General features: G+C 67.7%; 23 protein-coding genes, 1 tRNA gene and 1 riboswitch. Of the genes, 15 read left to right on the top strand and 9 right to left on the bottom strand.

Annotated elements, in window-relative coordinates; genetic code table 11:
• Positions 1-57 precede the first annotated feature (57 nt).
• Positions 58-444 (bottom strand): FxsA family protein, encoded by a 387-nt coding sequence (locus IPP91_08335; GenBank protein MBL0142075.1) that lies wholly within the window; start codon positions 442-444, stop codon positions 58-60.
• Positions 445-515: 71 nt separating this feature from the next.
• Between IPP91_08335 and IPP91_08340 the strand changes: the two genes are divergently transcribed.
• The 8 genes from IPP91_08340 (at position 516) to IPP91_08375 (ending at position 6,283) form a co-directional block, all read left to right on the top strand.
• Positions 516-845, top strand: a complete 330-nt coding sequence (locus IPP91_08340; protein ID MBL0142076.1) for a divalent-cation tolerance protein CutA — start codon at positions 516-518, stop codon at positions 843-845.
• 8 nt (positions 846-853) lie between these two features.
• A complete protein-coding gene (locus IPP91_08345; protein ID MBL0142077.1) occupies positions 854-1,375 on the top strand; it encodes a protein-disulfide reductase DsbD N-terminal domain-containing protein in 522 nt (173 codons plus the stop codon).
• Complete coding sequence (locus IPP91_08350; protein ID MBL0142078.1) at positions 1,372-1,917, top strand: TlpA family protein disulfide reductase; 546 nt, start codon at positions 1,372-1,374, stop codon at positions 1,915-1,917. Before IPP91_08345 ends, IPP91_08350 begins: the two co-directional genes overlap by 4 nt.
• Positions 1,918-2,109: 192 nt before the next feature.
• On the top strand, positions 2,110-2,559 hold the full coding sequence (gene aroQ / locus IPP91_08355; protein ID MBL0142079.1) for a type II 3-dehydroquinate dehydratase: 450 nt from the start codon (positions 2,110-2,112) through the stop codon (positions 2,557-2,559).
• A 24-nt stretch (positions 2,560-2,583) separates the two neighbouring features.
• Entirely contained in the window at positions 2,584-3,033 is a 450-nt protein-coding gene (locus tag IPP91_08360; GenBank protein ID MBL0142080.1) for an acetyl-CoA carboxylase biotin carboxyl carrier protein, read from the top strand.
• A 20-nt stretch (positions 3,034-3,053) separates the two neighbouring features.
• Positions 3,054-4,418 carry an acetyl-CoA carboxylase biotin carboxylase subunit gene (gene accC / locus IPP91_08365; GenBank protein ID MBL0142081.1) on the top strand — a complete coding sequence of 455 codons (1,365 nt, stop codon included), beginning with the start codon at positions 3,054-3,056 and terminating at the stop codon, positions 4,416-4,418.
• Between the two features lie 12 nt (positions 4,419-4,430).
• On the top strand, positions 4,431-5,327 hold the full coding sequence (gene prmA / locus IPP91_08370; GenBank protein ID MBL0142082.1) for a 50S ribosomal protein L11 methyltransferase: 897 nt from the start codon (positions 4,431-4,433) through the stop codon (positions 5,325-5,327).
• Between the two features lie 2 nt (positions 5,328-5,329).
• A complete protein-coding gene (locus IPP91_08375) occupies positions 5,330-6,283 on the top strand; it encodes a zinc-ribbon domain-containing protein (protein MBL0142083.1) in 954 nt (317 codons plus the stop codon).
• Here the strand turns inward: IPP91_08375 and IPP91_08380 are convergent.
• Positions 6,280-8,469: a DUF1631 domain-containing protein gene (locus tag IPP91_08380; protein MBL0142084.1), complete on the bottom strand. Its 2,190-nt coding sequence runs from the start codon at positions 8,467-8,469 to the stop codon at positions 6,280-6,282. The genes IPP91_08375 and IPP91_08380 overlap by 4 nt on opposite strands.
• Positions 8,470-8,514: 45 nt before the next feature.
• A riboswitch (cyclic di-GMP riboswitch) is annotated at positions 8,515-8,609 on the bottom strand.
• A 194-nt stretch (positions 8,610-8,803) separates the two neighbouring features.
• Between IPP91_08380 and IPP91_08385 the strand changes: the two genes are divergently transcribed.
• Genes IPP91_08385 through IPP91_08395 form a run of 3 tightly spaced genes read left to right on the top strand, consistent with a single transcriptional unit; the run spans position 8,804 to position 11,089 of the window.
• Positions 8,804-9,739 (top strand): carbohydrate kinase family protein, encoded by a 936-nt coding sequence (locus tag IPP91_08385; GenBank protein ID MBL0142085.1) that lies wholly within the window; start codon positions 8,804-8,806, stop codon positions 9,737-9,739.
• 44 nt (positions 9,740-9,783) lie between these two features.
• Positions 9,784-10,245, top strand: coding sequence for a glycine zipper 2TM domain-containing protein (locus IPP91_08390; protein ID MBL0142086.1), 462 nt, complete (start codon positions 9,784-9,786; stop codon positions 10,243-10,245).
• 34 nt (positions 10,246-10,279) lie between these two features.
• Positions 10,280-11,089: a 1-acyl-sn-glycerol-3-phosphate acyltransferase gene (locus IPP91_08395; GenBank protein MBL0142087.1), complete on the top strand. Its 810-nt coding sequence runs from the start codon at positions 10,280-10,282 to the stop codon at positions 11,087-11,089.
• Here IPP91_08395 and IPP91_08400 read toward each other — a convergent pair.
• Both IPP91_08400 and IPP91_08405 read right to left on the bottom strand, forming a co-directional pair.
• Entirely contained in the window at positions 11,016-11,837 is an 822-nt protein-coding gene (locus IPP91_08400) for a symmetrical bis(5'-nucleosyl)-tetraphosphatase (protein ID MBL0142088.1), read from the bottom strand. The genes IPP91_08395 and IPP91_08400 overlap by 74 nt on opposite strands.
• A gap of 64 nt (positions 11,838-11,901) precedes the next feature.
• Positions 11,902-12,447 (bottom strand): cytochrome c5 family protein, encoded by a 546-nt coding sequence (locus IPP91_08405; protein MBL0142089.1) that lies wholly within the window; start codon positions 12,445-12,447, stop codon positions 11,902-11,904.
• Positions 12,448-12,577: 130 nt separating this feature from the next.
• Here IPP91_08405 and IPP91_08410 point away from each other — a divergent pair.
• From IPP91_08410 to IPP91_08420, 3 genes are all read left to right on the top strand, one after another.
• Positions 12,578-12,654: transfer RNA gene (locus IPP91_08410), tRNA-Arg, on the top strand.
• Between the two features lie 37 nt (positions 12,655-12,691).
• Positions 12,692-13,915 carry an O-antigen ligase family protein gene (locus tag IPP91_08415; GenBank protein MBL0142090.1) on the top strand — a complete coding sequence of 408 codons (1,224 nt, stop codon included), beginning with the start codon at positions 12,692-12,694 and terminating at the stop codon, positions 13,913-13,915.
• A complete protein-coding gene (locus IPP91_08420; protein MBL0142091.1) occupies positions 13,912-14,919 on the top strand; it encodes a glycosyltransferase family 9 protein in 1,008 nt (335 codons plus the stop codon). Before IPP91_08415 ends, IPP91_08420 begins: the two co-directional genes overlap by 4 nt.
• Here the strand turns inward: IPP91_08420 and IPP91_08425 are convergent.
• The 5 genes from IPP91_08425 to IPP91_08445 form a co-directional block, all read right to left on the bottom strand.
• The gene (locus IPP91_08425; protein ID MBL0142092.1) at positions 14,916-16,784 is read right to left on the bottom strand and encodes a polysaccharide biosynthesis protein; all 1,869 of its coding nucleotides are present in this window, start codon (positions 16,782-16,784) and stop codon (positions 14,916-14,918) included. The genes IPP91_08420 and IPP91_08425 overlap by 4 nt on opposite strands.
• A 99-nt stretch (positions 16,785-16,883) precedes the next feature.
• Positions 16,884-17,861, bottom strand: a complete 978-nt coding sequence (locus IPP91_08430; GenBank protein MBL0142093.1) for a glycosyltransferase family 4 protein — start codon at positions 17,859-17,861, stop codon at positions 16,884-16,886.
• Positions 17,858-18,757 carry an NAD-dependent epimerase/dehydratase family protein gene (locus IPP91_08435; protein ID MBL0142094.1) on the bottom strand — a complete coding sequence of 300 codons (900 nt, stop codon included), beginning with the start codon at positions 18,755-18,757 and terminating at the stop codon, positions 17,858-17,860. Before IPP91_08435 ends, IPP91_08430 begins: the two co-directional genes overlap by 4 nt.
• Positions 18,758-18,829: 72 nt before the next feature.
• A complete protein-coding gene (locus tag IPP91_08440; protein MBL0142095.1) occupies positions 18,830-20,164 on the bottom strand; it encodes a hypothetical protein in 1,335 nt (444 codons plus the stop codon).
• A gap of 179 nt (positions 20,165-20,343) precedes the next feature.
• Positions 20,344-21,714 carry a hypothetical protein gene (locus IPP91_08445; GenBank protein MBL0142096.1) on the bottom strand — a complete coding sequence of 457 codons (1,371 nt, stop codon included), beginning with the start codon at positions 21,712-21,714 and terminating at the stop codon, positions 20,344-20,346.
• Positions 21,715-22,042: 328 nt separating this feature from the next.
• On the opposite strand from IPP91_08445, the gene gltB reads away from it, so the two are divergent.
• The gene (gltB, locus tag IPP91_08450; GenBank protein MBL0142097.1) at positions 22,043-26,695 is read left to right on the top strand and encodes a glutamate synthase large subunit; all 4,653 of its coding nucleotides are present in this window, start codon (positions 22,043-22,045) and stop codon (positions 26,693-26,695) included.
• Positions 26,696-26,699 lie beyond the last annotated feature (4 nt).

A 26,699-nucleotide genomic window follows, 5' to 3' on the forward strand; every position in this document is an offset into this window, starting at 1 on the left:
CAGGGCCGTGGCCAGCACGCCGAAAAACTCGCGGAATTCTACCCGATGGGACGCGCCCTAGCGCTCGCGGCGGAACTGGCCGTCGATCACGTTGCCGTGCGGCCGGGCGTGCACGTGTATGGGTTCGGGAACCCGGCGCGGCAGCAGCAGCAGGGTGAGCGCCATGAAGTCGGAGATGACGCCGGGAAAGATGAGCAGAAGCCCGGCGAGTACGGTTCGCCCGCTATCCACGAAAGCGGCAATCGAAAATTCGCCGGCCGCCAGTGCCGCGCCCAGCCTCGCCACGAGGGCGAAGCGCGCTTCCTTGAGGAGCGCCATGCCGGCAATCGCGCCGATCACGACCCACACGAGCACCCACCAGCCGTGCGTTTCGGCCAGGCGCGCGAGCACCACGATTTCCATCACGGGGAAACCCAGTAAGATTGCCAGCAGCAGAAGCCTCATCCGTTCCTTCCTCGATCGATTTCCTGATCGGCTCGTTCCTCGACTTTCCCCGATCGGTTCGTTTCTCGACCATGGGCGTCATCGCCGTCCTGACAAACCTACCCGACTCCGAGTCGGCTTTCAATCTTGCACGAATCCTGGTCCGCCGGCGCCTCGCGGCCTGCGTGAACGTCCTGGGCCCCGCCACGTCCTTCTACCGATGGGAAGGGCGGGAAGAGGAAGCCCGAGAAGTCCCCGTGATCATCAAGACCACTCGCGAACGCTATGCGGAACTCGAGCTCGCCGTCCGTGAACTGCACCCCTATGCGCTGCCGGAAATCATCGCGTTGCCCGTCGAGCAGGGCTTCGAGAACTATCTGGGGTGGGTGACGGACGAATGCAAGCTTCGACCCGATCCTTGACCAAGCCCATGAAGCGATTCATCCCGATCCTCGCGCTCGTCATCATGACGGGTGCGGCCGGCGCCGCTCCCTCCCTCACCGACGAGCCCCTGGACCCCGACAAGGCGTTCCGACCGCAGGCGCGCCTCGTGGCCGGGGAGCCCGCGCCCGGCGCCGGCATGGAGCGCCATGGCATCGACATCGAATACCGGATCGCCCCCGGCTACTACCTGTATCGAAGCCGCCTGCGCTTCGAGGTGTCGCCACCCACGCTCCTCACCGGCCCTGCCGAGCTTCCACCGGGCATTGAAGTTGATGATCAATTTCTTGGAAAATCGGCGATCTTCCGTGAAAGTGTGACTATCCACCTGCCATTTGTCGTAAGCGTCGTAAAGGCTGGGAGGTACAGGATCAGGATTACCGCGCAAGGGTGCGCAGAGGAGCGCATCTGCTATTCCCCGTTCCACCAGGAAGTGGAACTGAACATTCCGCCGGGATACCGCGTCACGGACGCCCCCGGGCCACCGCCTTCGCGAGACATGCCGCGGTGAGGCGCTGGCTGCCCTTCGCGGGGATCGGCCTGCTGGCGGCCCTGGCCGGCGTTTCCTTCTGGCTCGCCGACCGTAACGCTACGGCACCCGACATCCAGGCGGGCCCCGTGGACGCAAGCCCGGCGGCGATCCTGACCGCCCGGTTTACCGACGGGGAGGGCCGACCGCGAACGCTGGGGGAATTCTCGGGAAAGGTCGTGGTGGTCAACTTCTGGGCGACGTGGTGCACGCCCTGCCGGGAGGAAATGCCGGGGTTCGTGAAACTGCAGGCGCGCTGGCAGGGGCGAGGTGTCCAGTTCGTGGGGCTTGCCCAGGACGAGCCGGCCAAAGTCGCCGCTTTCGGCCGGGAGCTGGGCATCAACTACCCGCTATGGCTGGGGGAGGCGGAAGTGATGGGCCTGTCGCGCCGCCTCGGCAACCGGCTCGGCGTGCTGCCGCACACGGTCCTCCTCGATTCGCAGGGGCGCGTCGCCGAATCGCGCATCGGGATCTTTTCCGAGGCCCTGCTCGAGTCCCGTCTCTCAGCCATGACTGGAAAGTAGGCGTAAGTTCGCTTAAAAGTCTCGAACTCCCGCAAAACATCCACCATCACCGCCCGGCAGTTCAGCAATGCGTCGACACCAAGCGCGATCCATGCCGGAGACGCCCGGGCGCCAATCGGCCACTCCGCGAGCTTGACGCAAGTTCGCCGAAAGCTGGACATCGTGCGCCGACTTCCGGCAAACTCCCCAGTCATGTCCGGAATCCTGGTTCTTCACGGACCCAACCTCAACTTGCTGGGATCCCGCGAGCCCGACCTCTACGGCCGGGTGACCCTGGCTGATATCGACCGTCAGCTCGTCGAGCGCGGGCGGGCGGCCGGGGTAGTCGTCCTGACCTTCCAGAACAACGCGGAAGCCCCCCTTATCGAACGCATACATGCGGCGAAAAGCGACGAAACTGCCTTCATCATCATCAATCCTGCGGCATTTACCCATACCAGCGTTGCGTTGCGCGACGCCCTCGCGGCTGTGGCCATCCCGTTCATCGAGGTCCATCTCTCGAACGTCCACGCCCGCGAGCCTTTCCGGAAGCACTCCTATTTCACCGACCTCGCGGTCGGCGTGATTTCCGGACTGGGCGCGCAAGGCTATGAACTGGCATTGGAGGCCGCCCTCTCCCGCCTTGCTCCCACGAAGGGCTAGGACGCGAGGTCCCGGAGGACCCCGATGGATCTGAGAAAGCTGAAGAAACTGATCGACCTGGTGCAGGAATCCGGCATCGGAGAGCTTGAGATCACCGAAGGCGAGGAACGGGTGCGCATCAGCCGAGCCGGCGCCAATGCCCCGGTGGTGATGGCGTCCCAGGCCCCGATGGGCATGATTGCGGCCCCCGGTTCAACCGGCCCGTCCGCACCGGCCCCGGAGTTGCCGGCGGCCCCCACCGGGCACACGCTCAAGTCGCCGATGGTGGGCACCTTCTACCGCTCCGCTTCGCCCGGCGCACCTTCCTTCGTCGAAGTCGGCCAGGTGGTGATCAAGGGGCAGACGCTCTGCATCATCGAGGCGATGAAGCTCCTGAACGAGATCGAGAGCGACGCGGCCGGCACCGTGAAGGCAATCCTCGTCGAGAACGGCCAGCCTGTCGAATACGGACAGCCGCTCTTCCTGATCGAGTAGTGCCCGCACCTTCCCCCAAGATGTTCGAGAAGATCCTCATCGCCAACCGCGGCGAGATCGCGCTTCGCATCCAGCGGGCATGCCGCGAAATGGGCATCAAGACGGTGGCCATCCATTCCGAGGCCGACGCCGACGCCAAATACGTGATGCTCGCCGACGAGTCGGTCTGCATCGGGCCGCCGCCCGCGCGTGACAGCTACCTGAACATCCCCGCCATCATCAGCGCGGCGGAGGTCACCGACGCGCAGGCGATCCACCCCGGTTACGGGTTTCTTTCGGAAAATGCCGACTTCGCCGAGCGGGTCGAGAACTCGGGCTTCGTCTTCATCGGGCCGACCGCGGCGTCCATCCGGATGATGGGCGACAAGGTGGCGGCCAAGGTGGCCATGAAGCGCGTGGGAATCCCTTGCGTGCCCGGCTCCGACGGGCCGCTGCCCGAAGACCCGAAGGAAATCCGGCGCCTGGCGGCACTCGTCGGCTACCCCGTCATCGTCAAGGCGGCCGGCGGCGGCGGCGGGCGCGGCATGCGTGTCGTGCATACGGAGGCGGCGCTCGTGAACGCGGTGAACACCACCCGCACCGAGGCGCAGAACGCCTTCGGCAACCCCACCGTGTACCTCGAGAAGTTCCTCGAGAACCCGCGCCACGTCGAGATCCAGGTGATGGCCGATGAGCACCGCGCGGCGGTCTACCTGGGCGAGCGCGACTGCTCCATGCAGCGGCGCCACCAGAAGATCATCGAGGAGGCGCCGGCGCCCGGCATCAAGCCGCGACTCATCGAGCGCATCGGGGAGCGCTGTGCGGATGCCTGCCGCAAGCTCGGCTACCGCGGCGCCGGCACCTTCGAGTTTCTCTACGAGAGCGACGAGTTCTTCTTCATCGAGATGAACACGCGCGTGCAGGTCGAGCACCCCGTGACCGAGATGGTGACCGGCATCGACATCGTGCAGGAGCAGATCCGGGTCGCGGCCGGGATGAAGCTTCGCTACCGGCAGCGCGACATCGTGAAGCGCGGTCACGCGATCGAGTGCCGGATCAACGCCGAGAACCCGGTGACCTTCGTGCCCTCGCCGGGCCGAATCACGCAATACCATACGCCCGGCGGCCCCGGCATCCGCTACGACTCGCACGCCTACGCCAACTACTACGTGCCGCCGCACTACGACTCGCTCGTGGGCAAGCTCATCGCCCACGGCGACACGCGCGAGCAGGCGATCGCGCGCATGCGCATCGCCCTTTCCGAGATGGTGATCGAGGGGATCCAGACCAACATCCCCCTGCACCAGGAACTCATGAACGACGCCGCCTTCATACGCGGCGGCATGAGCATCCATTATCTCGAGGAAAAAATGGCCGCGCTCAAGTCGATCCTGCCGGAAGGCTGAGGGCCGCATCCGATGGCCTGGCGCCGCCTGAGCGTGGTGGTCCCCGGCGACCAAACCGGCGCCCTCGCCGACGCGCTCGAAGAGGCCGGCGCCGTCGCCATCGAGCTGGCCGATGCGGATGCCGGCACCGCCGATGAAAGCGCGATCTTCGCCGAGCCGGGCGCCGATGTCGGCGTCTGGCCCCGCTGTCGCCTGGTGGCCCTCCTGCCCGGTGACGCAGATGCCCGAGGCGTGCTCGATGCGGCCCTGCGGGAAGCCGGTTGCACGCCGCTGGATCCGCCGGCCCTCGACGACCTCCAGGACACCGACTGGGTGCGCGAGACGCAGCGCCAGTTCGTGCCCATCCGCGCCGGCGCGCGCCTGTGGATCGTGCCCACCTGGCACGAAGCGCCCGACGCCGGCGCGGTGAACATCGTTCTCGACCCCGGCGCCGCCTTCGGCACCGGCAGCCATCCCACGACGCGCCTCGTCCTGGCCTGGCTCGAGCGCGAGGTGCGCGGCGGCGACACGGTGCTCGACTACGGATGCGGCTCGGGCATTCTCGCGATCGCGGCGATGAAGCTCGGGGCCGCGCGTGCGGTCGGCGTCGACATCGACCCGCTCGCCCTCGAGGCGGCTCGCTATAATGCCTCGGCCAACGCGGTCGCCCTCGACGTGCGTCCGGCCCACTCGGCCCTCGCGATCGAAGCAGACCTCACCGTCGCCAACATCCTCGCCAACCCGCTGCGCATGCTGGCTCCCCTTCTCGCCTCCCACACGCGCCCCGGCGGGCGCATCGCACTCTCCGGCATTCTCGCGGCGCAGTCCGGCGAGGTCCTGGAGGCCTACGCGCCCTTCTTCGACATGGCGACGGCGGGAACGCAGGGCGACTGGGTGTGCCTCGCGGGCACGCGCGGGCGCGGAGCTTAGCGATGCTCGTCACCACATGCAAGAACTGCGGCGCGCGTTTTCGCGTGACGCCGGAGCAGCTGAACCTGCGGCAGGGGCAGGTGCGCTGCGGGCAATGCGAGGAGGTCTTCAACGGCTTCGAGTCGCTGGAGCGTTTCCCCGGCGACGATACCGGCGCGCGGCTGCTCGCCGTGCGCGCGGCGAAGGGAACCCATCCCGGTCCCGCCGCCGAACTGGCCAACCTCGACCTCGGCCAGCGCGCGCGCCCGGGGTCGCCTGCGCCCCAACCCTCGCAGCGGTTGCCGGCGCCGCCAGCGACCGTCGATTTGCGGGATATCCCGGACCTTCCCGACGTGCTGGACCTGCCGCTGGAACCCCATGCCGTCGTGGAGCCGGTGGCAAAAGGGCCGGCACCCGACAAGCCGACGCCGGTGGCGCCGACGCCGCTGTCGCGAATCCCGGACCTGTCGCCCGAGCCCTCCTCGCCACCGCCGCAGGCTCGCCCATCGCGTGCGTGGGCCTTCGGCGCCGTGTTCCTGTCGCTCCTGCTCGCCTTGCAGCTCGCCTATGCCTTCCGCGCGCCTCTTGCGCGGCAATACCCGGTGCTTCGCCCCTACCTCGAGTCCGCGTGCGCAACCGCGGGATGTACCGTGCCATGGATTAACGAGGAGGCGGCGCTCAAGCTCGAGGATTCGGAGCTCCTCGAGGTGCCCGGCAAGCCGGGCCAGATCGCGCTGCAGGCGCGCATCCGCAACCTCGCGCCGTCGGCGCAGGAGTTCCCGCACCTGGAGCTCACCCTCACCGACGTCACCGGCCAGACCGCGGTTCGCCGGGTGTTGCGGCCCGCGGATTACCTGGGCCGCGCGCCGGCGGTGGGCGAGGTGATGGCTCCTGGATCGGAGGCGCTCCTGAGCGTGCGGCTGGAGACCGGCCGCATCCGGCCCACCGGATACGAGCTGCTGCTCTTCTATCCCTAGGCGGCGCCCTCGCGAAGGCTTGCGAGCATCGAGTCCACGGCCCGGTCAACGAGGGGAGCATCGTCCACGATGCGCGCCTCGCCGCGTCGCATCTGTTCCGCGAGCGCTTCCGGAGAAACCGAGATCGCCGCACTCGAATTGGAGTTCGTGAAAAGGTAAACGCCCTTGGCGGGACTGATCCAGGTCAGCCTCGCCCGCAGTGACGGTGCGCCATCGCGTCGGAATTCGACCCAGGTGTGGCGCTTCACATGGGTCCAGATGCCAGTGCGCGTGAACACGTTGCGCACCGGAGGTTGCCCGCGCGGGCTGCGCAGGCGGATTTCCTCGACATGGATGTCACCGGCCGGGATGATCTCCCGCTCGATCGAGGGCACGGCCAGCGGGCGCGCAGGGGCGGGCTCTCCGGAACGCGGCTGCCCCGTGAGCCCCGTTCCGCGCAGCCCCGTTCTCACCGCATCGGCGTGGCAATCGACCAGCGCGCCAAGGAAGGCCTCGCGCATCGCCTCGTCGACGCCCGCAAGCGACATGCCCTCCTGCACCCTGCGCAGAAGCGCCGGAATCCCGGCGACGAGGCGGCGCCGATCCTCCGCTCGCGACTTGGGCTCCACGCTCCAGAGCAACTCGTCCACGGTTGCGAGCATGGCTTCCCACGGCGACGAGCCTTCGCCGTGCAGCACGTGCGTACCCACGAGCGCGCGGACCCACACGTCCTCGAGCATGGCCCGCACCGCTTCCGGCACCCATTCGCGCGCGGCGAGGCGGCGGTCCACCTCCTCCTCGGCGAGGACGCGCGCGATCTCGTGGCGCTCGCGCTCCTCGACCAGCCGCGCCGTGCGCCGGGCGATCGCGTCCTCCGCCTCGTCCTGCTGCGCGAGGAAGACTTCCATTTCGCCCGCGAGACTCGTGAAGAGCGCAGGATCGTCATCGAAGTCGCGCAGCACGTGGCCCACCACTTCATCCAGCTTGGCGAGCGTGGCTGCGCCGCGCGCGCTCGACTCGTCCAGCCCGATGGCGGCACGCGCCATCCGATCGAGCAGCTGGCGCGCCGGATGGGCGCGCGAGGAGAAGAACGCCCGGTCAAGCAGCGCCACCTTGAGCGTCGGGATCTGCAGGCGCCCCAGCATGGCCTTCACGGCCACCGGGATCTGGCGGTCCTCGAAGATGAAGTCGAAGAGCATCGCCACGATGTCGATCGTCATCGCGTCCATGCCGGCGAAGGAATCCGGGTCGCGCGTGGCCTTGATGTCGCGGATCACGTTGGAGAACTGCCCGGCCGCGGCTTGCGCCCCCGGGGCGCCTTGCTGCAGTCCGGTCAGCGACCGCACGAACCCGCGCGTCGCCGGCGAGACCGGTGACGCATCGGGCGAGGCCGCCGGGGACTGCGCGGGCCGGGACATCGCGCCCAGCAATTGCGCCAACGCGGCATACGGGTCGGAGGCGGCCGCGCCCGCCGGTGCCTCACGCGCCGGCAGGGACGGATTGCGCCGGAACGTGGGCCTGATTTCCGGCAGGATCCGGCGCTCGACGAGGTGGGCGTTCAGCTCGTGGTAAACGCGGCGAAGCTCCACCGCCACCTGGCCCTCGAGCACACGCAGGAGCGTGAGCCGTACCTTCCAACCGGCCTCGATCTCGTCGCACGCATCCTTGAGCGCGCCGCACACGGTCTCCGGGCTCATGGGATTGGATTCGTCCGCAAGCTCGGACCTTTCCAGCAGGAATCCGAAGCGCTGCGAGAGCGCGCCAAGCTCGCCTTCGCATGCCGCCTTGAGCCGGCCGGCCATTCCCTGGATCGCGAGCACCTGTTCGAGCTCCTCCTCGTCCACGAGGGCGAGCGCCACCGGGGCATTCGCGGCGGGCGCTTTATCCACGTCTCCCCGGACCTTCCGGTTGAAGAGCTCGAGGAACTGGCGGCGGAAGACGGCCTCGATGGAAGGGCGGCGGCTGCGCGCCTGCGAACGCGCGTCCAGGTAGAGGTTCTGCGCCTCGCGATCCTGCGCGCCCTCGGCCAGGTTGAAGAGTTCATCCTCGACGCGGTCGAGCACACCGGCCAGGGCCGGCACGATGCGCCGGAGCGCCAGGTCGCGGCAATCGGTGAGCAGACCCGCGGATTCCTGCGGCGTCGGACGCGCACGCGCGCGCGGATGCGCGTCGAGGGAAACGACGTTGTTCGGGGAGGTGCTCGCCATGGCGCCGCCTTTCGCGGGCCACCCACGGTCGAGGGGGGACGCTCTACTGGCAATTCCGCTGTCGTAGAGCCTTGGAAAGCTGGCCCCTTAGACCGGAAACTTTGCGTCCCCACCTTTCGATGGGTTTGCCCTGTTTCAGCATGCGTGCGCCGGATGGGTTCTCGACGGCGCCTGCAAACCACGCATGCGCCGAACCTGTTCTGGCTGTTCCCATGGTGGCCGTGGGCGGGATCGCCGTCAACGCCGCCCGTCGGGCAAACCCTGCCGCGCGTCATCCGGGGCGAGCGCTTCCCCGCCGGTATAATCGGGCCTCCTTCTTGCGGACTTTCACGGCATGTCGATCCTGGTATGCGGCTCAATCGCGTACGACACCATCATGGTGTTTCGCGACCAATTCAAGAACCACATCCTTCCGGACCAGATCCACATCCTGAACGTCGCCTTCCTGGTCCCCGACATGCGCCGCGAGTACGGCGGCTGCGCGGGCAACATCGCCTACGGACTGAAGCTCCTGGGCGAGGAGCCGCTCGTCATGGCGACGGTCGGGCACGACTTCGGTCCGTACGAGCGCCGGATGGATGCGCTGGGGCTTTCCAGGAAGCATGTTCGCCAGCTCGACGAGCACTTCACCGCGCAGGCCTTCATCACCACCGACATCAACGACAACCAGATCACGGCCTTTCACCCCGGCGCGATGTCGCATTCGCACGAAAATCACATTGCCGAAGCGGCCGGGGTGCGCCTGGCGATCGTCTCCCCGGATGGACGGCAGGGCATGGTCGAGCACGCCCGCGACCTCGCGCGCGCGAAGATCCCCTACGTGCTCGACCCGGGACAGGGCATTCCCATGTTCTCGGGTGAGGACCTCATCGAGATGCTCTCCGGCGCCCGCTGCCTCACGTTGAATGACTACGAGGCGCGGCTGGTCGAACAAAAAACCGGCCAGACGGTGGCGGAACTTTCGAAGCGGGTCGAGGCGGTGGTGGTGACCGGCGCGGCCGAGGGAGCCGATATCTTTTCCGGCGGTCAACAGATTCACGTTCCGGCCGTTAAGGCGGATAGCCTGGTCGATCCGACCGGGTGCGGGGATGCGTTTCGATCCGGCCTCCTGTACGGAATGGCGCGCGGATGGGATTGGCGCAAGTGCGGCCGGCTCGCTTCCGTGATGGGCTCGATCAAGATCGCCCACCGGGGGGGCCAGAACCACCGGCCTGCGCGGGAAGCGATCGAGCGCCTCTTTTCCGAGGCCTTCGACGAATCTCTGTCGTGAATGCGGGCTGGGCGGGCGCCGGCGCAAACCAGGGGGGAACCCGGATGAACGCGAAATCGATCTCGACGATACTTGCCGCAGCGGCAGCGATGGCGCTGGCCGGATGCGCTTATCCCGGCCGCGGCAGCGCCGACTACCGCGGCTACCAGACCCGGACCGAGCAGAGCGTGCGATTCGGCGTCGTCGAATCGGTGCGCCCGGTGCACATCGACGCGGCCGACACCGGCGTCGGTGCCGTCACCGGGGCGACCCTCGGTGGAATTGCCGGCAGCACGGTCGGTGGCGGCAGCGGCTCCGTGGCCGCCGCCGTCGCAGGCGCCGTGGTGGGCGGCATCATCGGCTACAACATCGAGAAGGACGCGAACGCCCGCGGCGGCATCGAGATCACGGTGCTCCTCGACGGCGGCCAGTACATCGCCGTCGTGCAGGAAGCCGACGAGAGCTTCCGCGTTGGCGACCGAGTGCGCATCCTCTCGGGCCAGGGAACCTCGCGCGTCGCGCACTGAACGCCCCGCGGCCGTCACTCGACCGTCGCGGATCTTGATCCCCAACCGAACCCCGCGGCTGCTGCGTGCCCTGCGCTGGACGCGGCTCGTCGTGCACCTGAGCGCGGCGTTCCTCACCCTGCGCTTCCTCTGGCCCCGCGCCGGCGCGCAACGCCGCCACGAACTCGCCGTCCGGTGGGCTCAGGATCTCCTTGCGATCCTCGCGATCCGGGTCCGCTGCGAAGGCGCCAGGGCGCCGCACGGCCGCACCGGCGCCATGATCGCGTCCAATCATGTCTCCTGGGCGGACATCTTCGTCATTGCCTCGGTCCGGCACACGCGGTTCATCGCGAAGAGCGAGATCCGCGACTGGCCCTTGGCCGGCTGGCTCGCGCAGCGGTCCGGCACCATCTTCGTCCGCCGCGCGCGCCGTCACGACACCGCGCGCATCATCGCGCTCGTCCACGACGCGCTGGACGAGGGGGAATGCGTGGCGCTCTTCCCGGAAGGCACGACGACGCAGGGAGACCGGCTCCTCAAGTTCCACAGCTCGCTCTTCGAGCCGGCGGTGGCCAACCGGGCGAGTGTCCACCCCGTGGCGGTGCGCTACGAGAGCCCCGATGGCGCATTGCTTCGCGCGGCGGCCTACGTGGGTGACCTTTCGTTCGTCCAGTCGCTCGGGCTCGTCATCCGCACGCGCGAAACGATCGCGCACCTGGCTTTCGCCGAGCCGATCGACACCGAAAACCTGTCGCGCCAGGACGTGGCTGCCGAAGCGCACCGTCGCGTGGCTAGTCTTCTGGGCCTGCCGACTCCGGACAATTCGCCTGGTAGAGCCGGCGGTCGCCCAGGCGAACGGCCGTAAGCTCGCGGCCCCAGACACAACCACTGTCGAGGGAAAGAACCTTGTCGCGCAGGCGCAGGCCCTGCACCGACCAGTGTCCGCAGACGATGGTGTGCGTGGCGCTTCGGCGCGCCGGCATGTCGAACCACGGGATGAGGTCGCGGTGCGCTTCCCCCGGCTCTCCCTGGAATGCGAGATCCATGGCCCCGTCCGCCGTGCACAGGCGAAGACGCGTCATCGAGTTGACGATCGCTCGCAGGCGATCGCCGCCCGAAAGCGTGTCGTCCCAGCGCGCGGGTTCGTTGCCGTAGAGGTTCGCGAGGAAGGGATGCCACTGCGGCCCCTGCAGCACGGCCTCGACCTCGCCCGCGAGCGAGCGAGCTTTCGTGATCGACCATTCAGGCACCAGGCCGGCGTGCACCATCGCGAAGGCGCCCTCGACATGCATGAGGGGACGATGGCGAAGCCAGTCCAGGAGCTCGTCGCGGTCCGGGGCGGCAAGCACGTCCTCGAGGGTGTCGCGCCGCCGGGGCTTCTGGATCCCCTCGGCGACGCAGAGCAGGTGAAAATCGTGGTTGCCAAGGACCGCGACGGCGGCCGGCCCCAGGCGTTTCACGAATCGGAGGCAGCCCAGCGAGTCGGGTCCGCGATTCACCAGATCGCCCACGAACCAGAGACGGTCGCGGGCGGGATCGAACGCCAGCGAATCCACGAGGCGCTCGAGGGGTTCGAGGCATCCTTGCAAGTCGCCGATCGCGTAAATGGCCATGGGAAAGGAAAAGCGGAAAAGGCGACCGAGGCCGCCCTTTGATGGAAGACGCCGGGGGCCGCGCCTACTTCGAGCCGGCGACCATGTAATCGACAGCGGCCTTCACTTCATCGTCGCCCAGCGAGGCATTGCCTCCCCTGGGCGGCATCGCGGCCTTGCCCTTGAGCGCGCTCGCGTAAAGCGCGTCGTTCCCGGTCTTGACGCGAGGGGCCCACGCGGCCTTGTCGCCAATTTTAGGCGCGCCGGCCACGCCGGTCGCGTGGCATACCATGCAGGTGGTGTCGTAAACCTTCTTGCCGTCGGCCTTGCCGCCCTTGGCCGGCGCCGCCACTACGGCGGCAACCTTGGGGCCCTGCGGGGCCGGGGCGATCGGGGAAGCGCCTTCGACCTGCAGCCTGGCTACAGGGGCGATTCGCCGTGCGAGTGCCTCGGGCGCCATGGCGGGATCGTTCTCCAGCGAGCGGTTGCCATACGCGCCGATCGCGAACTGCGCGACCAGGATGATGCCCACGATGAGCGAGACCGCGCCGAGGACCACCGAGATGGCGAGCTTCACAGGGTGCGATTCGGGGTTTGCGTCGGCGGTGTCGGAGTGATGGGCGTTGGACATGGTTTCCTCGGGTTTCGCGTGGCGGCCGCGCCGCGATTTCGCAGGCGGGGATTATAGCCCGGCCTTCCGGCGGAAATCACGGTTCCCGTTGGACGGGAGGTAACGAAGTCGTTTAGAATCCGACACCTACGCGCCCGTAGCTCAGTTGGATAGAGTACTGCCCTCCGAAGGCAGGGGTCGCACGTTCGAATCGTGTCGGGCGCGCCAACCGTTTCCTTCATCTCCGTCGATCCCGTCCTCCCGCGTGAATGCGACAGCCGCTGCCGGAGCGACCGCGAGCGAGCGAATTTGCGCGCTGGCGGCAGCCGCCTTTCTCGTCGTCGCGCCGGTCACGGCATCCTCGGGGCTACGCGTTGCCCTGCTGGCCGTCGCGGCGCTGGCTCTCGGGCATCTTGCGTTTCACCACGGGCGCGACCGCCTGGCACCGGCACCGCCCACGTTCGTCTCGATCCCGCTCGTCCTTTGGGCCGCACTCGCGACGGCGTCGCTCGCCTGGAGCGTCGATCCCGCCTACACCCGGTCGGAGCTGCGCGCGGAGATCGCCTACGGGGCGCTCGCGTTCTGCGTATTTTATTTCGCCGCCGACGGGAAAAACATCCGGCTATGGGCCGCAGCGCTGCTCGCCGGCACCGCTGTGCTCGCGGTCACCGACCTGGCCCGCGCATTCATTGCGCCGAACGCCGCTTCATTCAACTCGGGCGCCGGTAGATTCACCACGCATCTCGTGCTCGCGGCGCCCTTCTTCATGTTGCTGACCGTCGATCGCCCCGCGGGCTTCGGAAAGCGCCCCGCGATTCTCGCCGGCGGCATCGCGGTGTTCTTCGCTGCGGCACTCGCCTCGCAGAACCGCATCGTGTGGGGGGCCTTTCTCGTGTCGCTGGCCGTTCTCGGGGGGGCGCTGGTGCCCAGCGCGCCGCGCGAGTTCGGCCGCAAGGCGCTCGCGGCACTGGGGATCCTCGGGGCCGCGATCGTGATTCTCTTCGGCATATCGATGATGAAGAAGGTGGAGGTTTACACCACCGCCAGGAACGCCGGGGAGAGCCTCGAGAGGGACGTCCGGCCCAGGTTCTGGGCCATCGCGACGGGTGCGATCGCCGACCGGCCGCTTGCCGGCCACGGATTCGGCCGCGACATCATCGCGCCCCGCTTTCGCGCCGAGTTTGGCGACACCGAAGGCAGGGAGTTCGCCGCCCATGGTCACAACCTGTTCCTGAACGCGGCTGTGTCGCTGGGCGCGGCGGGACTCGCGGCGCTCACGATACTGATGGCCGCGCTTGCGTTGGCGCATGCGCGCAACCTCGCGCGGCCCGCCACGCGCATTGCCGGCGCGATCGGTCTCGCGCTGGTCGCAGGATTCCTCGTCAAGAATCTCACCGACGACTTCTTCAATCGCCACAACGCGCTCGTCTTCTGGGCGCTGAACGGCATGCTGATCGGGTTCGGCAAGCGCCCTGCAAGCGGCCCGTGAGGCTGCTCGTCGTCCGGCAGGACAACATCGGCGACCTGGTCGTGACCACGCCGGTGTTCGCTGCCCTGCGGTCCCGCTTCCCCCACGCTCGCATCGAGGCGCTCGTCAATGGCTACAGCGCGCCCATCCTCGCCCATCACCCCGACGTGGATGCCGTGCACGCCTATACGAAGGACAAGCACCTGGCCGCGGGCGAGTCGCGTCCGTCGAACTGGCTCGCGCGGATCTCGCTGTTGCTCACGCTTCGGCGCGCGAGGTTTGACATCGTGCTGCTCGCGTCCCCGGGCTATCGCCCGCGGCTGGTGACGATGGCCCGGATACTGTCGCCACGCAAGATCGCCTCGTTCGTGCCCAGGGGCAACCATCCCGCGGACATCGATTTCCCGGTCGATTTTCCCGGCCCTGCGGGGCTGCACCACCTGGAGGAGACCTTCCGCATCCTCGAACCTCTCGGGATCCCGGGACCGCCACCGGCGCCACGCCTGGGATTCGCGATTGCGCCACGCGATCCTGCCTTGCCCATCATCATCGGCATCCATGTGAGCGCAAGACGGCTCAGCCAGCGCTGGCCCGAGGCGCGATTTGTCGAGCTGATGCGCAACCTCCATGAAAGCACGGGCGCGAGCTTTCGCCTTTTCTGGGCGCCCGGTGCCGAGGACGATCCGCGCCATCCGGGCGATGACCACAAGGCGCAGCGGATCGTGCAGGCGGCTGCGGGCGTGCCGCTCGAGCCTGTCCCCACGCAGGTCCTGGGCAATCTGGCCGAAGGCATCGCCGGATGCGACGCGGTGGTTTGCTCCGACGGCGGCGCGATGCACATCGCGGCAGCGATGCGAAAGCCGGTCGTGTGCCTGTTCGGCGTGACCGATCCCGCGGAATGGGGGCCCTGGGGCGTCCCGAGCCGCGTGGTTCGACCCGCCTCGCGCGATGTTCGCGACGCGGGCGTCGCGCAGGTGCAGCAAGCCTTCCTCGACCTCGCACGCGAGGCCGGACTCCTGTCCTAGGCGGCGCGCGTTCCGGTCACGACCTTGAGCTTGGGCCGGACCTGCGACTGGAACTCCGGCACCCAGCGCTTCAGGTCGCGGCGCACCTCGGCGTCGGCGAAGACACGATCCTGCGCGACCCAGGCAAGCAGCTCTTCCAGCCAGTTGCGCGGCTGCGCTTCCCGCGCCTTGGCGACGCGAAGCTTCGGGTGCGGCGTGGGTCGCGTGTGCTCGTCGTCCGCGAGGAGCTCCTCGAAGAGCTTCTCGCCGGGCCTGAGTCCCGTGTAGACGATCTTGATCTCCTCCTCGGAGAGCTCCGACAAACGGATCATGTCGCGCGCGAGATCGACGACCTTCACCGGCTCGCCCATGTCCATCACGAAGATTTCCCCGCCCAGGCCCATGCACCCGGCCTGCAGCACGAGTTGCGCGGCCTCGGGGATGGACATGAAGTAACGCACCATTTCCGGGTGGGTGACGGTCACGGGACCGCCCTTGTCGATCTGCTCCTGGAAACGCGGGATGACGCTCCCGGCGCTGCCGAGCACGTTGCCGAAGCGCACCATCTCGAAACGCGTGGAGCTGCCGGCCTGGAGCGCCTGGCACACCATCTCCGCAAGGCGCTTGGAGGCGCCCATCACGTTGGTGGGGTTGACCGCCTTGTCCGTGGACACGAAGACGAACTTCTTCGCGCCGTAGTCGATGGCCGCGCGCGCCACCACGAAAGTGCCGAACACGTTGTTCTGCACCGCCTCCCAGGAGTTGAGCTCCTCCATCAGCGGCACGTGCTTGTAGGCCGCGGCGTGAAAGACGATCGAAGGCGAGTACTGGTGCATGACCTGGGTCACGCGAATCGTATTCTTGATGTCGCCCACGACGCTCGCAAGGGGCATCTCGGGAAACGCATCGCGCAGCTCCCCGTCTACCTTGTACATCGCGAACTCGCTCTGCTCGAAGAGCACCAGCATCGAGGGCTGGAAGGCCGCGATCTGGCGGCACAGCTCGCTTCCGATCGAGCCGCCCGCCCCCGTAACGAGGACGACCTTCCCGGTGAGGAGCTCGTGCAGGCCCGCATCGTCGAGCGTCACGGGCTCGCGCTTCATGAGGTCCTCGACCGCGACCTTCCGGATCTTCGGGACGGCGAGCTTTCCGCCGGCGACGTTGTCGAGCGACGGCACCGTCAGAACGGATACCTTGGCGCGCTTGCAGATCTCGATGACGCGCCGGCGCACCTTGTACGGCACGGAGGGCATGGCGATGATCGCGTGGCGAAGCTTCAGGCGCGTGGCCAGCCGCGGAAGATCCTCGATGCCGCCCATCACGCGAATGCCCTGCAGCAGGCGTCCCCGCTTCTGCGTGTCGTCGTCCAGAAGCCCGACCACGCGCCATTCCTGGCTGCGCGAGATTTCCTTGAGGAGCCCCACCGCCGCGTCGCCCGCGCCGAGCACGACAACGGGAATGCCCTCCGTGCCGCGACCGTAGAGGCTCCATTCCTTGAAGGAGCGAAGCGCCATGCGCGATCCGGACATGATCGACACGAGGATCAGCGGGTAGAGCGCGTACTCGCGGTAGCTCAGCACCTCGTCGAAGCCGGCGGAGCGGAAGAGAAACGCCAGCGCGACGGTGCCCGTGAGCACGGAAAAGACGATGCGCTGCACGTCGGGCAGGCTGGTATAGCGCCAGATGCCCTGATACACGCCGAACAGGTAGCTCACCAGGCCCTGGATCGGGATGGCCACGAGAAGGGCGGTCGTGACATCTCCGGGCACGGCGGGAGCCGCGTGGGAGCGAAGCAGCGCAAAGGAGAAGGCCCAGCTGAGCGTGAGCGCGACCGCATCGTGCGCCAGGGCGACGAGGGCCTGCGAATCGATCTGGAAGGGTTTCATGGCGTCGGGACGTGAGGCTGTCATTCTTCTTGGTTCACGAATGCGCGATTGTTGTTCTTCTCACCGCCGTGTCCCCGGCGGTTGCCTGCATACCGCCGTTCATGGTGGCCGGCGGGGGTTGGTTCGGTCGATCCGGGCCAAGAGCAGCAAATAGGCGATCGCCCAAAGGGAAATTATAGCGCCTTGCAGAGGGGCGCGCTGCTCCAGGGCGACGATGGCGCTCCCGGCCACGGCCCCCATGAGGGCCCACGCCGACGCCGCCAGACGCCGGTGGGTCCAGCCGCCAAGCACCAGCCGCTGGTAGTAGTGGGTGCGATGCGCCTGCAGGAAGCGTTCCCCCATGGCCATTCGCTTCGCCAGGGTCACCGTGGCGTCCACGATGAAGGGAGAGAACACCAGCACCGGGAACCACGCCGGCCAGAGGCCGCGCACCGCACCCAGCCAGCCGAGCGCGCCGGCCAGGAACCCGACGGGAACGGATCCCGCGTCTCCCATGAAGACACGGGCCGGCGGGAAGTTGAACGCCAGGAAGCCCGCGGCCGCACCGCTCATCGCCAGGGACGAATAGGCGATCGGGGCGTCTCCCGCGCGAAGCGCGACGACCGCGAAAGCCCCGAAGCCGATCATGGCCATTCCGCCCGCGAGGCCGTCGGCCCCGTCCATGAAATTGAAGAGGTTCGCCATCCAGGCGATGGCAACGCATCCCAGCGCGGCGAGCGCGATTGCAACGGGATCGGCGGCGCCGGGCCAGGCGACGCAGACGACCAGCAGGGCAGCACCGACGTGGCAAGGCAGGCGCACCGCGACCGGCAGGCTTTTCACATCGTCCACGGCGGAAACCGCTGCCAGCAGGGCAGCGCCACCGGCGATCCAGCGCAACGCCGGCGTGCCGTGGAAGAGAATCACCGGCAGCGCGCCAAGCATCAGGCCGATTCCGCCAAACCGCGGCGTCGCCGCCGCGTGCAACGACCGCTCGTTGGGGTGATCGAGAAGGCGCGCAGCCAGCGGGCTCGCGCGCAGGGCGGAAATCATCGCCATCGCCACGAGCGCAGGCAAGAGGAAAGCCAGCAGGCTCATCGTGCGCCGGCCTCGCGCCAGGCCGCGATGGTATCGGTCAACCCGGAGGCGAGCGGGATTCGTGGCGACCAGCCCAGGTCCGAGATGAGCGTCGCGGGATCGGCCTGCAGGGAGCGGGTGAGGCGGCGCATGCGCTCGCGCTCGCCTGCGATGGCCGCGCCCGCCTCGAGCGCCAGCGCGGGAATCGGGAAGAGCCGGGAAGGGCGGTGGAGGGCAGCACGCAGCGCCGTCATCAGCTCCGTCGTGGAGACGGGCTCGGGATGGGCCGCGATGAACGCGCGTCCTGGCGCCCGCGGATGGCTCGCGGCGAGAAGCAGGGCGTCGGTCAGATCCCGGACGTGCACGAAACTGCGCCGGTTGTGGAGGGCGGCGAGCGGAAGCCATGCCCCGGAATCGGCCAGGCGCAGGAGAGCGCGAAAATTGCCTCCGACACCCGGCCCGTAGGTCAGCGGGATGCGCACGATCACCACCGCGAGCCCGGTGCGCGAGGCGATCTCGCGAAGCGCTTCCTCGGCCCGCCACTTGGACCGCGCATAGCCACCCACCGGGGCTGGCGGCGAGTCCGGCCCGAACGGCACTCCGGAGGTCTCCTCGCCATGAACCTTGACGGTGCTCGCGAAGACGAAGCGGGCAGCCCCTGCTGCTGCCGCCGCTTCGGCGAGCGTCGCCGTCTTTTCCACGTTATCGCGATCGAAATCCGCGGCCTTGCCATGCCGTTCGTGGACACGTGCAGCCAGGTGAACCACGATGGCATCCCGGAAGTCCGCGCCCGCAATGGCTTCGCGCCAATGCGGACCGGCCATCGCCATTCGCGGGCAGGGACCGAGCCGCGACACCAGCGCGGAGCCCACGAAGCCGCCGGCGCCGGTGACGAGAACCCTCGAAGGGGCGACGATGACGGGATCCACGGGCTGAAAACGAAACGGGCATCCCGAAAGATGCCCGTTTGCGCGAGGCTGATCTCTACGTTACGGGCAGTTCGCCGGTACCGCCACAGTGATCGCGACCACGGAGGTGCCGTCCGTTACCGACACGGTACCCGCCACCGGGTAAACAGTCAGGCCGTCGCCATTCGCTCGCGTCATCGAGACCGTCGAACCGGAGATGCTCGCCGTCACGCGGGGGTGCGACGAATTTGCGGTGTAGCCACTGCCGGTTCCACCAACCACCGTGGCCGATCCCGACGTGCCGCACGTGAGTGTCACCGAGGCGGGTGACGCCGTGAGCGTCGGGAGGGTGCCCGTGCCCGGAGCGATGGTCACCGCCAGCGTGGCGAGCGCACCGCGGCTGTCGGCGACGATCACGCTCGTGCCTGCCGGGCAAGGCGGCGAAGTCAACCCTGCGGTGACGGAGAACTTGTCACCCGAGGCGGCAACCGTGGTCGGCGATACGCCGAGACCCGCCGAATAGGTGAGCGAATAGGGCGGCGTGCCGCCGAACACGAACACATCAGCCGTACCCGTCCCGCATCGCGTGGTGAGCGAGCCCGTGAAGGTGAGCGTGGTCGGCAAGAGGGTGGGGGGGTCGGCAGGGGCCTGCTGGACGATGGTGAACAGGGCGTCCGACGTGGTACCCGTTGCGACATCCGTCACCTTGTAGCTGGCAATCTGCGTCGATGCGCTGGCGTTCACGCGAGTGCGGACGAACGCCTTGCCCTGCAGGTCGGTCGAGACGCGGATCTGGCTCACGAGTTGCGGGGTGACGGCGGGATCCTCGACGACGAAGGAATAGTCGCCGCGCACGCGGTCGAACTGGTAAACGCGGTTGCCGTAGTGCCCGCCGTTCACGGTGGGGGCGAAGGAGATGATGGTGTCGGTGCCCGAGCAGGCCTGCGGCGGCCCGCTCGTGCCGGCGCTCGCGCACGTGTTCGAGTAGCTCTGGCCATAACCGGTGAAGAAGTTCTGCGCCACCTTGTAGGTGTTCGTGGACGCCGCGCCGTTGCTGTCGCGGACCTCGATGTTCACGGAACGGACAGGCAGCTCCTCGGGCGTCAGGCCTGAGTCGACCACACCCGGGTTGCGGGCGACGAAGGAAAACTGACCGCTATCGGAGGTGAAGTTGAGCTCGATGATCGTCGGTTCGCTCGACGTCACGAGGTAAGGTTTGCGCCCTCCCACGATATTCGCCGTGTAGGGAACGCCCGCGTAGATGGTGGCCGAACCGGGCAGGAGCTGGATGCTCCCGACGGAGGTTGGCGAGGACGTTGCGCCACCGCCGCCGCACGAGGCGAGGGCGAGAGCGACCGCCGCCAGGAAGGCAACGGAAAGCTTCGATTGGAGGCGACGCAGCTGGTCGGAATTCACGTTGGTTTCCCCTTTTTTGCTGGGACCCGCAATAAGATTTCTTCAAAATTAGCGGGTTATGCCCGTTTATTAAAGCGCAACTTGCAGTTGCTTGCAAGCAGAACTTTCGGGCGTCCCAGTATGGCGAGAAAGCGCGGCTGCGCCTCAATACCCCCCGGGTGCGCCCCCAATTCCTCCCACTAGGGGCATGGGGAGATCCCACCTGTAATGGTGACCTTGACCGACAAGGCCGAAATACCATCGGAGACGCTGGCGGTGAGGTCTACCGGAAGAGTCGCCGGAGTATTCGTGTTTGGTGTTCGCCTGAAGGAGGCCGTATTGCCCGACCATGTGGCCGTAATAAGCCCGCTTCCCGTCGTGGCGAAGTAGCTGCCCGTTCCACCCGCGAGACTCACGCTGGCAACGGCACTGCAGGAATCGAGCGAAACGCTATCCGGGGAAACCACGAAGGCGGGCAAGGCAGCGGTGGTCGGCTTGTTGGTCACCGGGACCTGGCGAGTCCGGCCTGCCGCATCGGTAACGATCAGGGTGGCGGCCACGCCATCGGAAGGGCAGGTGCCCCCGGTTGCGGAAATCGTGAATTTCCCCCCGGACGCCGAAACCACCACCGGGGAATCCGGCGTGAACGGAACCGGGAACGCCAGCCTGAACGAGGGCGACGTGCTCGCGACCGAATAAGGCGGCGTTCCGCCGAAGATGAAGAAGTCGACCGCTGCCGTCGCACAAACTCCCTGCTGCGGGCCAATGAGGTCAAGGCTTGCCGGCAGCGTGTAGAAGCTTGGATCCGCCTGCGTCACTTGGGCTATCGCAAAGCTCGTCTGGCGGTACGCGCCACTCACGACATCGGTGATCCGCAGGAGTGCGGTCTGGTTGGGGGCGAGCGCCGTCGCGCGAATGCGGGCGCGGGCGATGCCCGTCTCGTCGGTGGCGACGAGCTGGGAGGTCGCGAGTTGCTCGGGCGAGGTGCCCACCGGCGTGACGATATAGCGGAAGTCCCCGGAAATCACGTCAAACCGGATGCCGCGCGCGGCGAGCGGGACGCCGCCCTGCGAAATCGTCACCTTCACTTCTGCATCCCCGCCCGAGCAAAGGGCCGGCGAGCAGCTCGCCGTCTGCGTTGAACTCGGCGTGATGGTCACATTGTTGTTCACGGTGCCGGCGCGAACCGTTACGGTCGCCGTGACGACCGCAGCCGTGGCAGTGTCGCGCACCGAAAGCACGATGCCGCCCACTTCCGCGGCAGCGATCGGGCTCGGGATGATCGTGAAGGAATTGCCGATCACGCTGCCCGGGGAAGGAATCACCGCCTGGTTGTTCGAGGCGATGATGTAGCTGCCGTTACCGCCAGTTATGGATAACGTAGTCGGGAGCCCGGAGTAGGCGATGATCTGCGAAGTCGCGGATGACGCAGGAAGTATGACGATCGCCTGCTGGTTCGGCACGTTGGTTGACGGACCGACCGAGCCGCCGCAGGACGCAAGCACAAGCACGGCGAGGAAGGCAGCGGTACGGGCGATCAACTGGGGCAGGCGGGACGGGGCGAAAGTCACGGGTGAGCGGTCCTGGTCGGGGCGGCCCTCGAAACGGGTCCGCACGGTTTTCCGCGATTCTACTCACAACCCCCGCCCATGGCTCGGAAACCCCCTGCCCGGGCCCGGTGGATTTGTTGCGGTGCACTATGGCCGCCGCTATCATGGAGGGTCCCGCGCGATCTGCCGCCCCGGCGGCCCGGCCCGATGGTCCGGAGCCCCCACGGCTTCGGGCCAAAAGCCCGCCCTGGCCGCGATCCCGGGACTCGAGAGGCCGTATCGCATCGACGCACCGTCCGACCGTATCATCGCCCGCTTCACCCGGGTGTATTGCTGAAAGGAATCCGCAATGGAGATCCCGGTTGGGCTGCCGCGCGCCCAAGGCCTCTACGACCCCCGCCACGAACGCGATGCGTGCGGGGTGGGCTTCATCGCGCACATCAAGGGAAAGAAGTCCCACGACATCGTGTCGAACGGGCTCACCATCCTCAACAACCTCACGCACCGCGGCGCCACGGGCGCCGACCCGCTGCACGGCGACGGCGCGGGCATCCTGGTGCAGATTCCCGACGGCTTCTTCCGCGAGGAGATGGCCCGCCACAGCGTGAAGCTCCCGAAGGCCGGCGCCTACGGTGTGGGCATGGTGTTCCTGCCGCAGAACCCGGCGGCGCGCGCGGCTTGCGTGCGGGAAATCGAGCGCGCCATCGTGAACGAAGGCCAGGCGCTCCTCGGCTGGCGCGAAGTGCCCGTCGACCCCAGCTCCCTCGGCCATTCGGCCAAGAGCACGATGCCGGTGATCCGGCAGGTCTTCGTGGGCGCCGGCCGCGGCCAGCTCGACCGCGACGCCTTCGAGCGCAAGCTCTACATCATCCGCAAGGCCTCCGGCCACGCCATCCGCGCGCTGGGCCTCACGAACGCCGGCCAGTTCTACGTGCCCTCGTTCTCGCACCGGACCATCGTGTACAAGGGGATGCTGCTCGCCCACCAGGTAGGGGAGTTCTTCACCGACCTGCACGACAAGCGCTTCATCTCGGCCCTGGCGCTCGCGCACCAGCGCTTTTCCACCAACACCTTCCCCACCTGGGATCTCGCGCACCCGTTCCGCTTCATCGCGCACAACGGCGAGATCAACACGCTGCAGGGCAACCTCAACTGGATCCGCTCGCGCCAGGCGACCATCCACTCCAAGCTCCTCGGCACCGATCTGGACAAGATCTGGCCCCTCATCTACGAAGGCCAGTCCGACTCGGCGTCCTTCGACAATGCGCTGGAGCTCCTCGTGATGGGCGGCTATCCGATCGCCCACGCGATGATGCTGATGATTCCCGAGGCGTGGGCCGGCAACCCGCTCATGGACGCCAAGCGCCGCGCCTTCTACGAGTACCACGCCGCGCTCATGGAGCCGTGGGACGGCCCCGCGGCCGTCGCCTTCACCGACGGCAAGTTCATCGGCGCCACGCTCGACCGCAACGGCCTGCGCCCCGCGCGCTACTTCATCACCGACGACGATCTCATCATCATGTCCTCGGAAATGGGCGTGCTCGACATTCCCCAGTCGAAGATCGTCAAGAAGTGGCGCCTGCAGCCGGGCAAGATGCTGCTCGTCGATATCGAGCACGGCCACATCGTCTCCGACGAGGAGCTCAAGCGCGACCTCGCCGCCGAGCGCCCGTACCAGGACTGGCTCGACCGCACGCAGATGCGCCTGGAGGACCTGCCTTCTCCCGGCGCCATCCCGATGCCGGACATCGACAAGCTCCTGGACCGCCAGCAGGCCTTCGGCTACACGCAGGAAGACCTGAAGATGCTGCTCACGCCGATGGCGGTCGCGGGCGAGGAACCCGTGGGCTCCATGGGCGACGACACGCCGGTCGCGGTGCTCTCCAACCGCCCCAGGCAGCTCTACGCGTACTTCCGCCAGCTCTTCGCGCAGGTGACCAACCCGCCGATCGACCCGATCCGCGAGCAACTCGTGATGTCGCTCGTGTCCTTCATCGGCCCGCGCCCGAACCTGCTTTCGCCCGACTCGACCGAGCCGGTGATGCGCCTGGAGGTCTCGCAACCGATCCTCACCTTCGAGGACATGGAGAAGCTGCGCCGCGCCTCCGAGAGCACCAACGGCCACTTCGTGAGCGAAGTCCTCTCCATGTGCTTTCCCGCAGAGTGGGGCGCGGAGGGCATGGAGCCCGCGCTCGCCCGCCTGTGCGCCGATGCCGAGGACGCGGTGAGGAAGGGTGTGAATATCGTCATCCTCACGGACCGGGAGATTTCCGCCGCGCTCGTGTCCATCCCCGCGCTCCTGGCCACGGCCGCAGTGCATCATCATCTCGTCCGCGCGGGCCTGCGCACGCGTTCGGGCCTGGTGGTCGAGACCGGCAGCGCGCGCGAGGTGCAGCACTTCGCCTGCCTGGCCGGATTCGGGGCGGAGGCGATCCACCCCTACCTGGCGTTCGCCACGCTCTTCGACATCAAGGACGGCCTGCCGCAAAAGGTGGACAACAAGGAGCTGGTCAAGCGCTACATCAAGGCGATCGGCAAGGGGCTCCTCAAGGTGATGTCCAAGATGGGCATTTCCACCTACCAATCCTACTGCGGCGCGCAGATCTTCGAGGCCGTGGGGCTCAACACGAAGTTCGTCGAGAAGTACTTTACGGGCACGCCCTCGGCCGTGGAGGGCATCGGCCTCGAGGAAGTGGCCGAGGAAGCCGTGCGGCTGCATCGCCAGGCCTATTCGGATGCGCCGCTCTACCGCGACCGCCTCGACCCGGGCGGGGACTACGCCTACCGCATCCGCGGCGAGGCGCACGTGTGGACGCCGGACACGATCGCGAAGCTGCAACACGCCACGCGCTCCGGCAGCTTCTCGACGTACAAGGAATACGCGAAGCTCATCAACGAGCAGAGCGAGCGCCTGATGACGCTGCGCGGGCTCTTCGAGATCCGCATGGCGGCGACCCCCATCCCGATCGAGGAAGTGGAGCCTGCCAGGGACATCGTGAAGCGCTTCGCCACCGGCGCCATGTCGCTGGGCTCCATCTCGCACGAGGCGCACTCCACGCTCGCCATCGCCATGAACCGCATCGGCGGCAAGTCGAACACGGGCGAGGGCGGCGAGGATCCGATCCGCTACGTCCCGCTGCAGAACGGCGATTCCATGCGCTCGGCCATCAAGCAGGTGGCGGCGGGGCGCTTCGGCGTCACCACCGAGTACCTCGTCAATGCCGACGACCTGCAGATCAAGATGGCCCAGGGAGCCAAACCGGGGGAGGGCGGCCAGCTTCCCGGCCACAAGGTCTCCCGCTACATTGCCAAGGTGCGCCACACCGTGCCCGGCGTGGGCCTCATTTCCCCGCCGCCGCACCACGACATCTATTCGATCGAGGACCTGGCGCAGCTCATCCATGACCTGAAGAACGTGAACCCGAAGGCGCGCGTGTCCGTGAAGCTCGTGTCCGAGATCGGCGTGGGCACGATCGCCGCGGGCGTGGCCAAGGCCAAGGCCGACCATGTGACCATTTCCGGGCACGACGGCGGCACGGGCGCCTCCCCGCTCTCGTCGGTGAAGTACGCCGGCAGCCCCTGGGAGATCGGCCTGGCGGAAACCCAGCAGACGCTGGTGCTCAACAAGCTGCGCGGGCGCATCGCGGTGCAGGCCGACGGCCAGATGAAGACCGGCCGCGACGTGGTGATCGGCGCCCTCCTCGGCGCGGACGAGTTCGGCTTCGCCACCGCGCCCCTGGTCGTCGAGGGCTGCGTCATGATGAGGAAATGCCACCTCAACACGTGCCCGGTGGGCGTGGCCACGCAGGATCCTGAGCTCATCAAGAAATTCACCGGCAAGCCCGAGCACGTCATCAACTACTTCTTTTTCGTCGCCGAAGAAGTGCGCGAGTGGATGGCCCGAATGGGAATGCGCCGGTTCGAGGACATGATCGGCCGCGCCGACCTGCTCGACATGCGCCGCGGCATCGAGCACTGGAAGGCGAAGGGGCTCGATTTCACGCGCCTCTTCTACCGCCCGCCGGTCGATGCCTCCGTGTCCATCCGCTGGACGGACAGGCAGAACCACGCGCTCGACAAGGCGCTGGACCACACCCTGATCGAGAAAGTGCGTCCCGCCCTCGACTCGAAGCGGCCGGTGCAGGTGCAAAGCGCCATCTTCAACCGGAACCGCACGGTGGGCGCGATGCTCTCCGGCGAGGTGGCGCGCCGCTACGGGCACGCGGGGCTTCCCGAGAACACGATCCACGTGAAGTTCACGGGCACCGCGGGCCAGTCCTTCGGCGGCTGGCTGGCGCACGGCATCACCTTCGAGCTCGAGGGCGACGCGAACGACTACGTCGGCAAGGGCCTGTGCGGCGGGCGCATCGTCGTCTACCCCTCGAAGGACTGCCCCATCGTCCCCGAGGACAACATCATCGTCGGCAACACCGTGATGTACGGCGCGATCATGGGCGAGGCCTATTTCCGGGGGGTGGCCGGCGAGCGCTTCGCGGTGCGCAATTCCGGCGCCACGGCTGTCGTCGAAGGCGTGGGCGACCACGGCTGCGAATACATGACGGGCGGCACCGTGGTGGTGCTCGGCACGGCGGGACGCAACTTCGCCGCCGGCATGTCGGGCGGCATCGCGTACGTGCTGGACGAGGAGGGCGACTTCTCCCAGCGCTGCAACCTGGCGATGGTGGAGCTGGAGCCGATCCCGGACGAGGACCACGCAGCGGCCGACGCCGGTGCCAACCTCGAGCTCGAGTCGCACGGCAAGGTGAAGATCGACCACCTCGCCGGCAACGATGACGCCACGATCAAGGCCCTCATCCAGCGCCACCTGCTCTACACCGGCAGCGAACGCGCCCGGCGCATCCTCGAGAACTGGGCGGCGTACCTGCCGCGCTTCGTGAAGGTGATGCCGATCGAGTACAAGCGCGCCCTGGGCGAGATGGCGCAGGAGCAGGCGCGGCGAGGCGAAACCGTGAAGGCGGCGGAAGTTCGAGCGAACGACTGAGGCA

The organism is Betaproteobacteria bacterium (assembly GCA_016720855.1).
Lineage (GTDB): Bacteria > Pseudomonadota > Gammaproteobacteria > Burkholderiales > Usitatibacteraceae > FEB-7.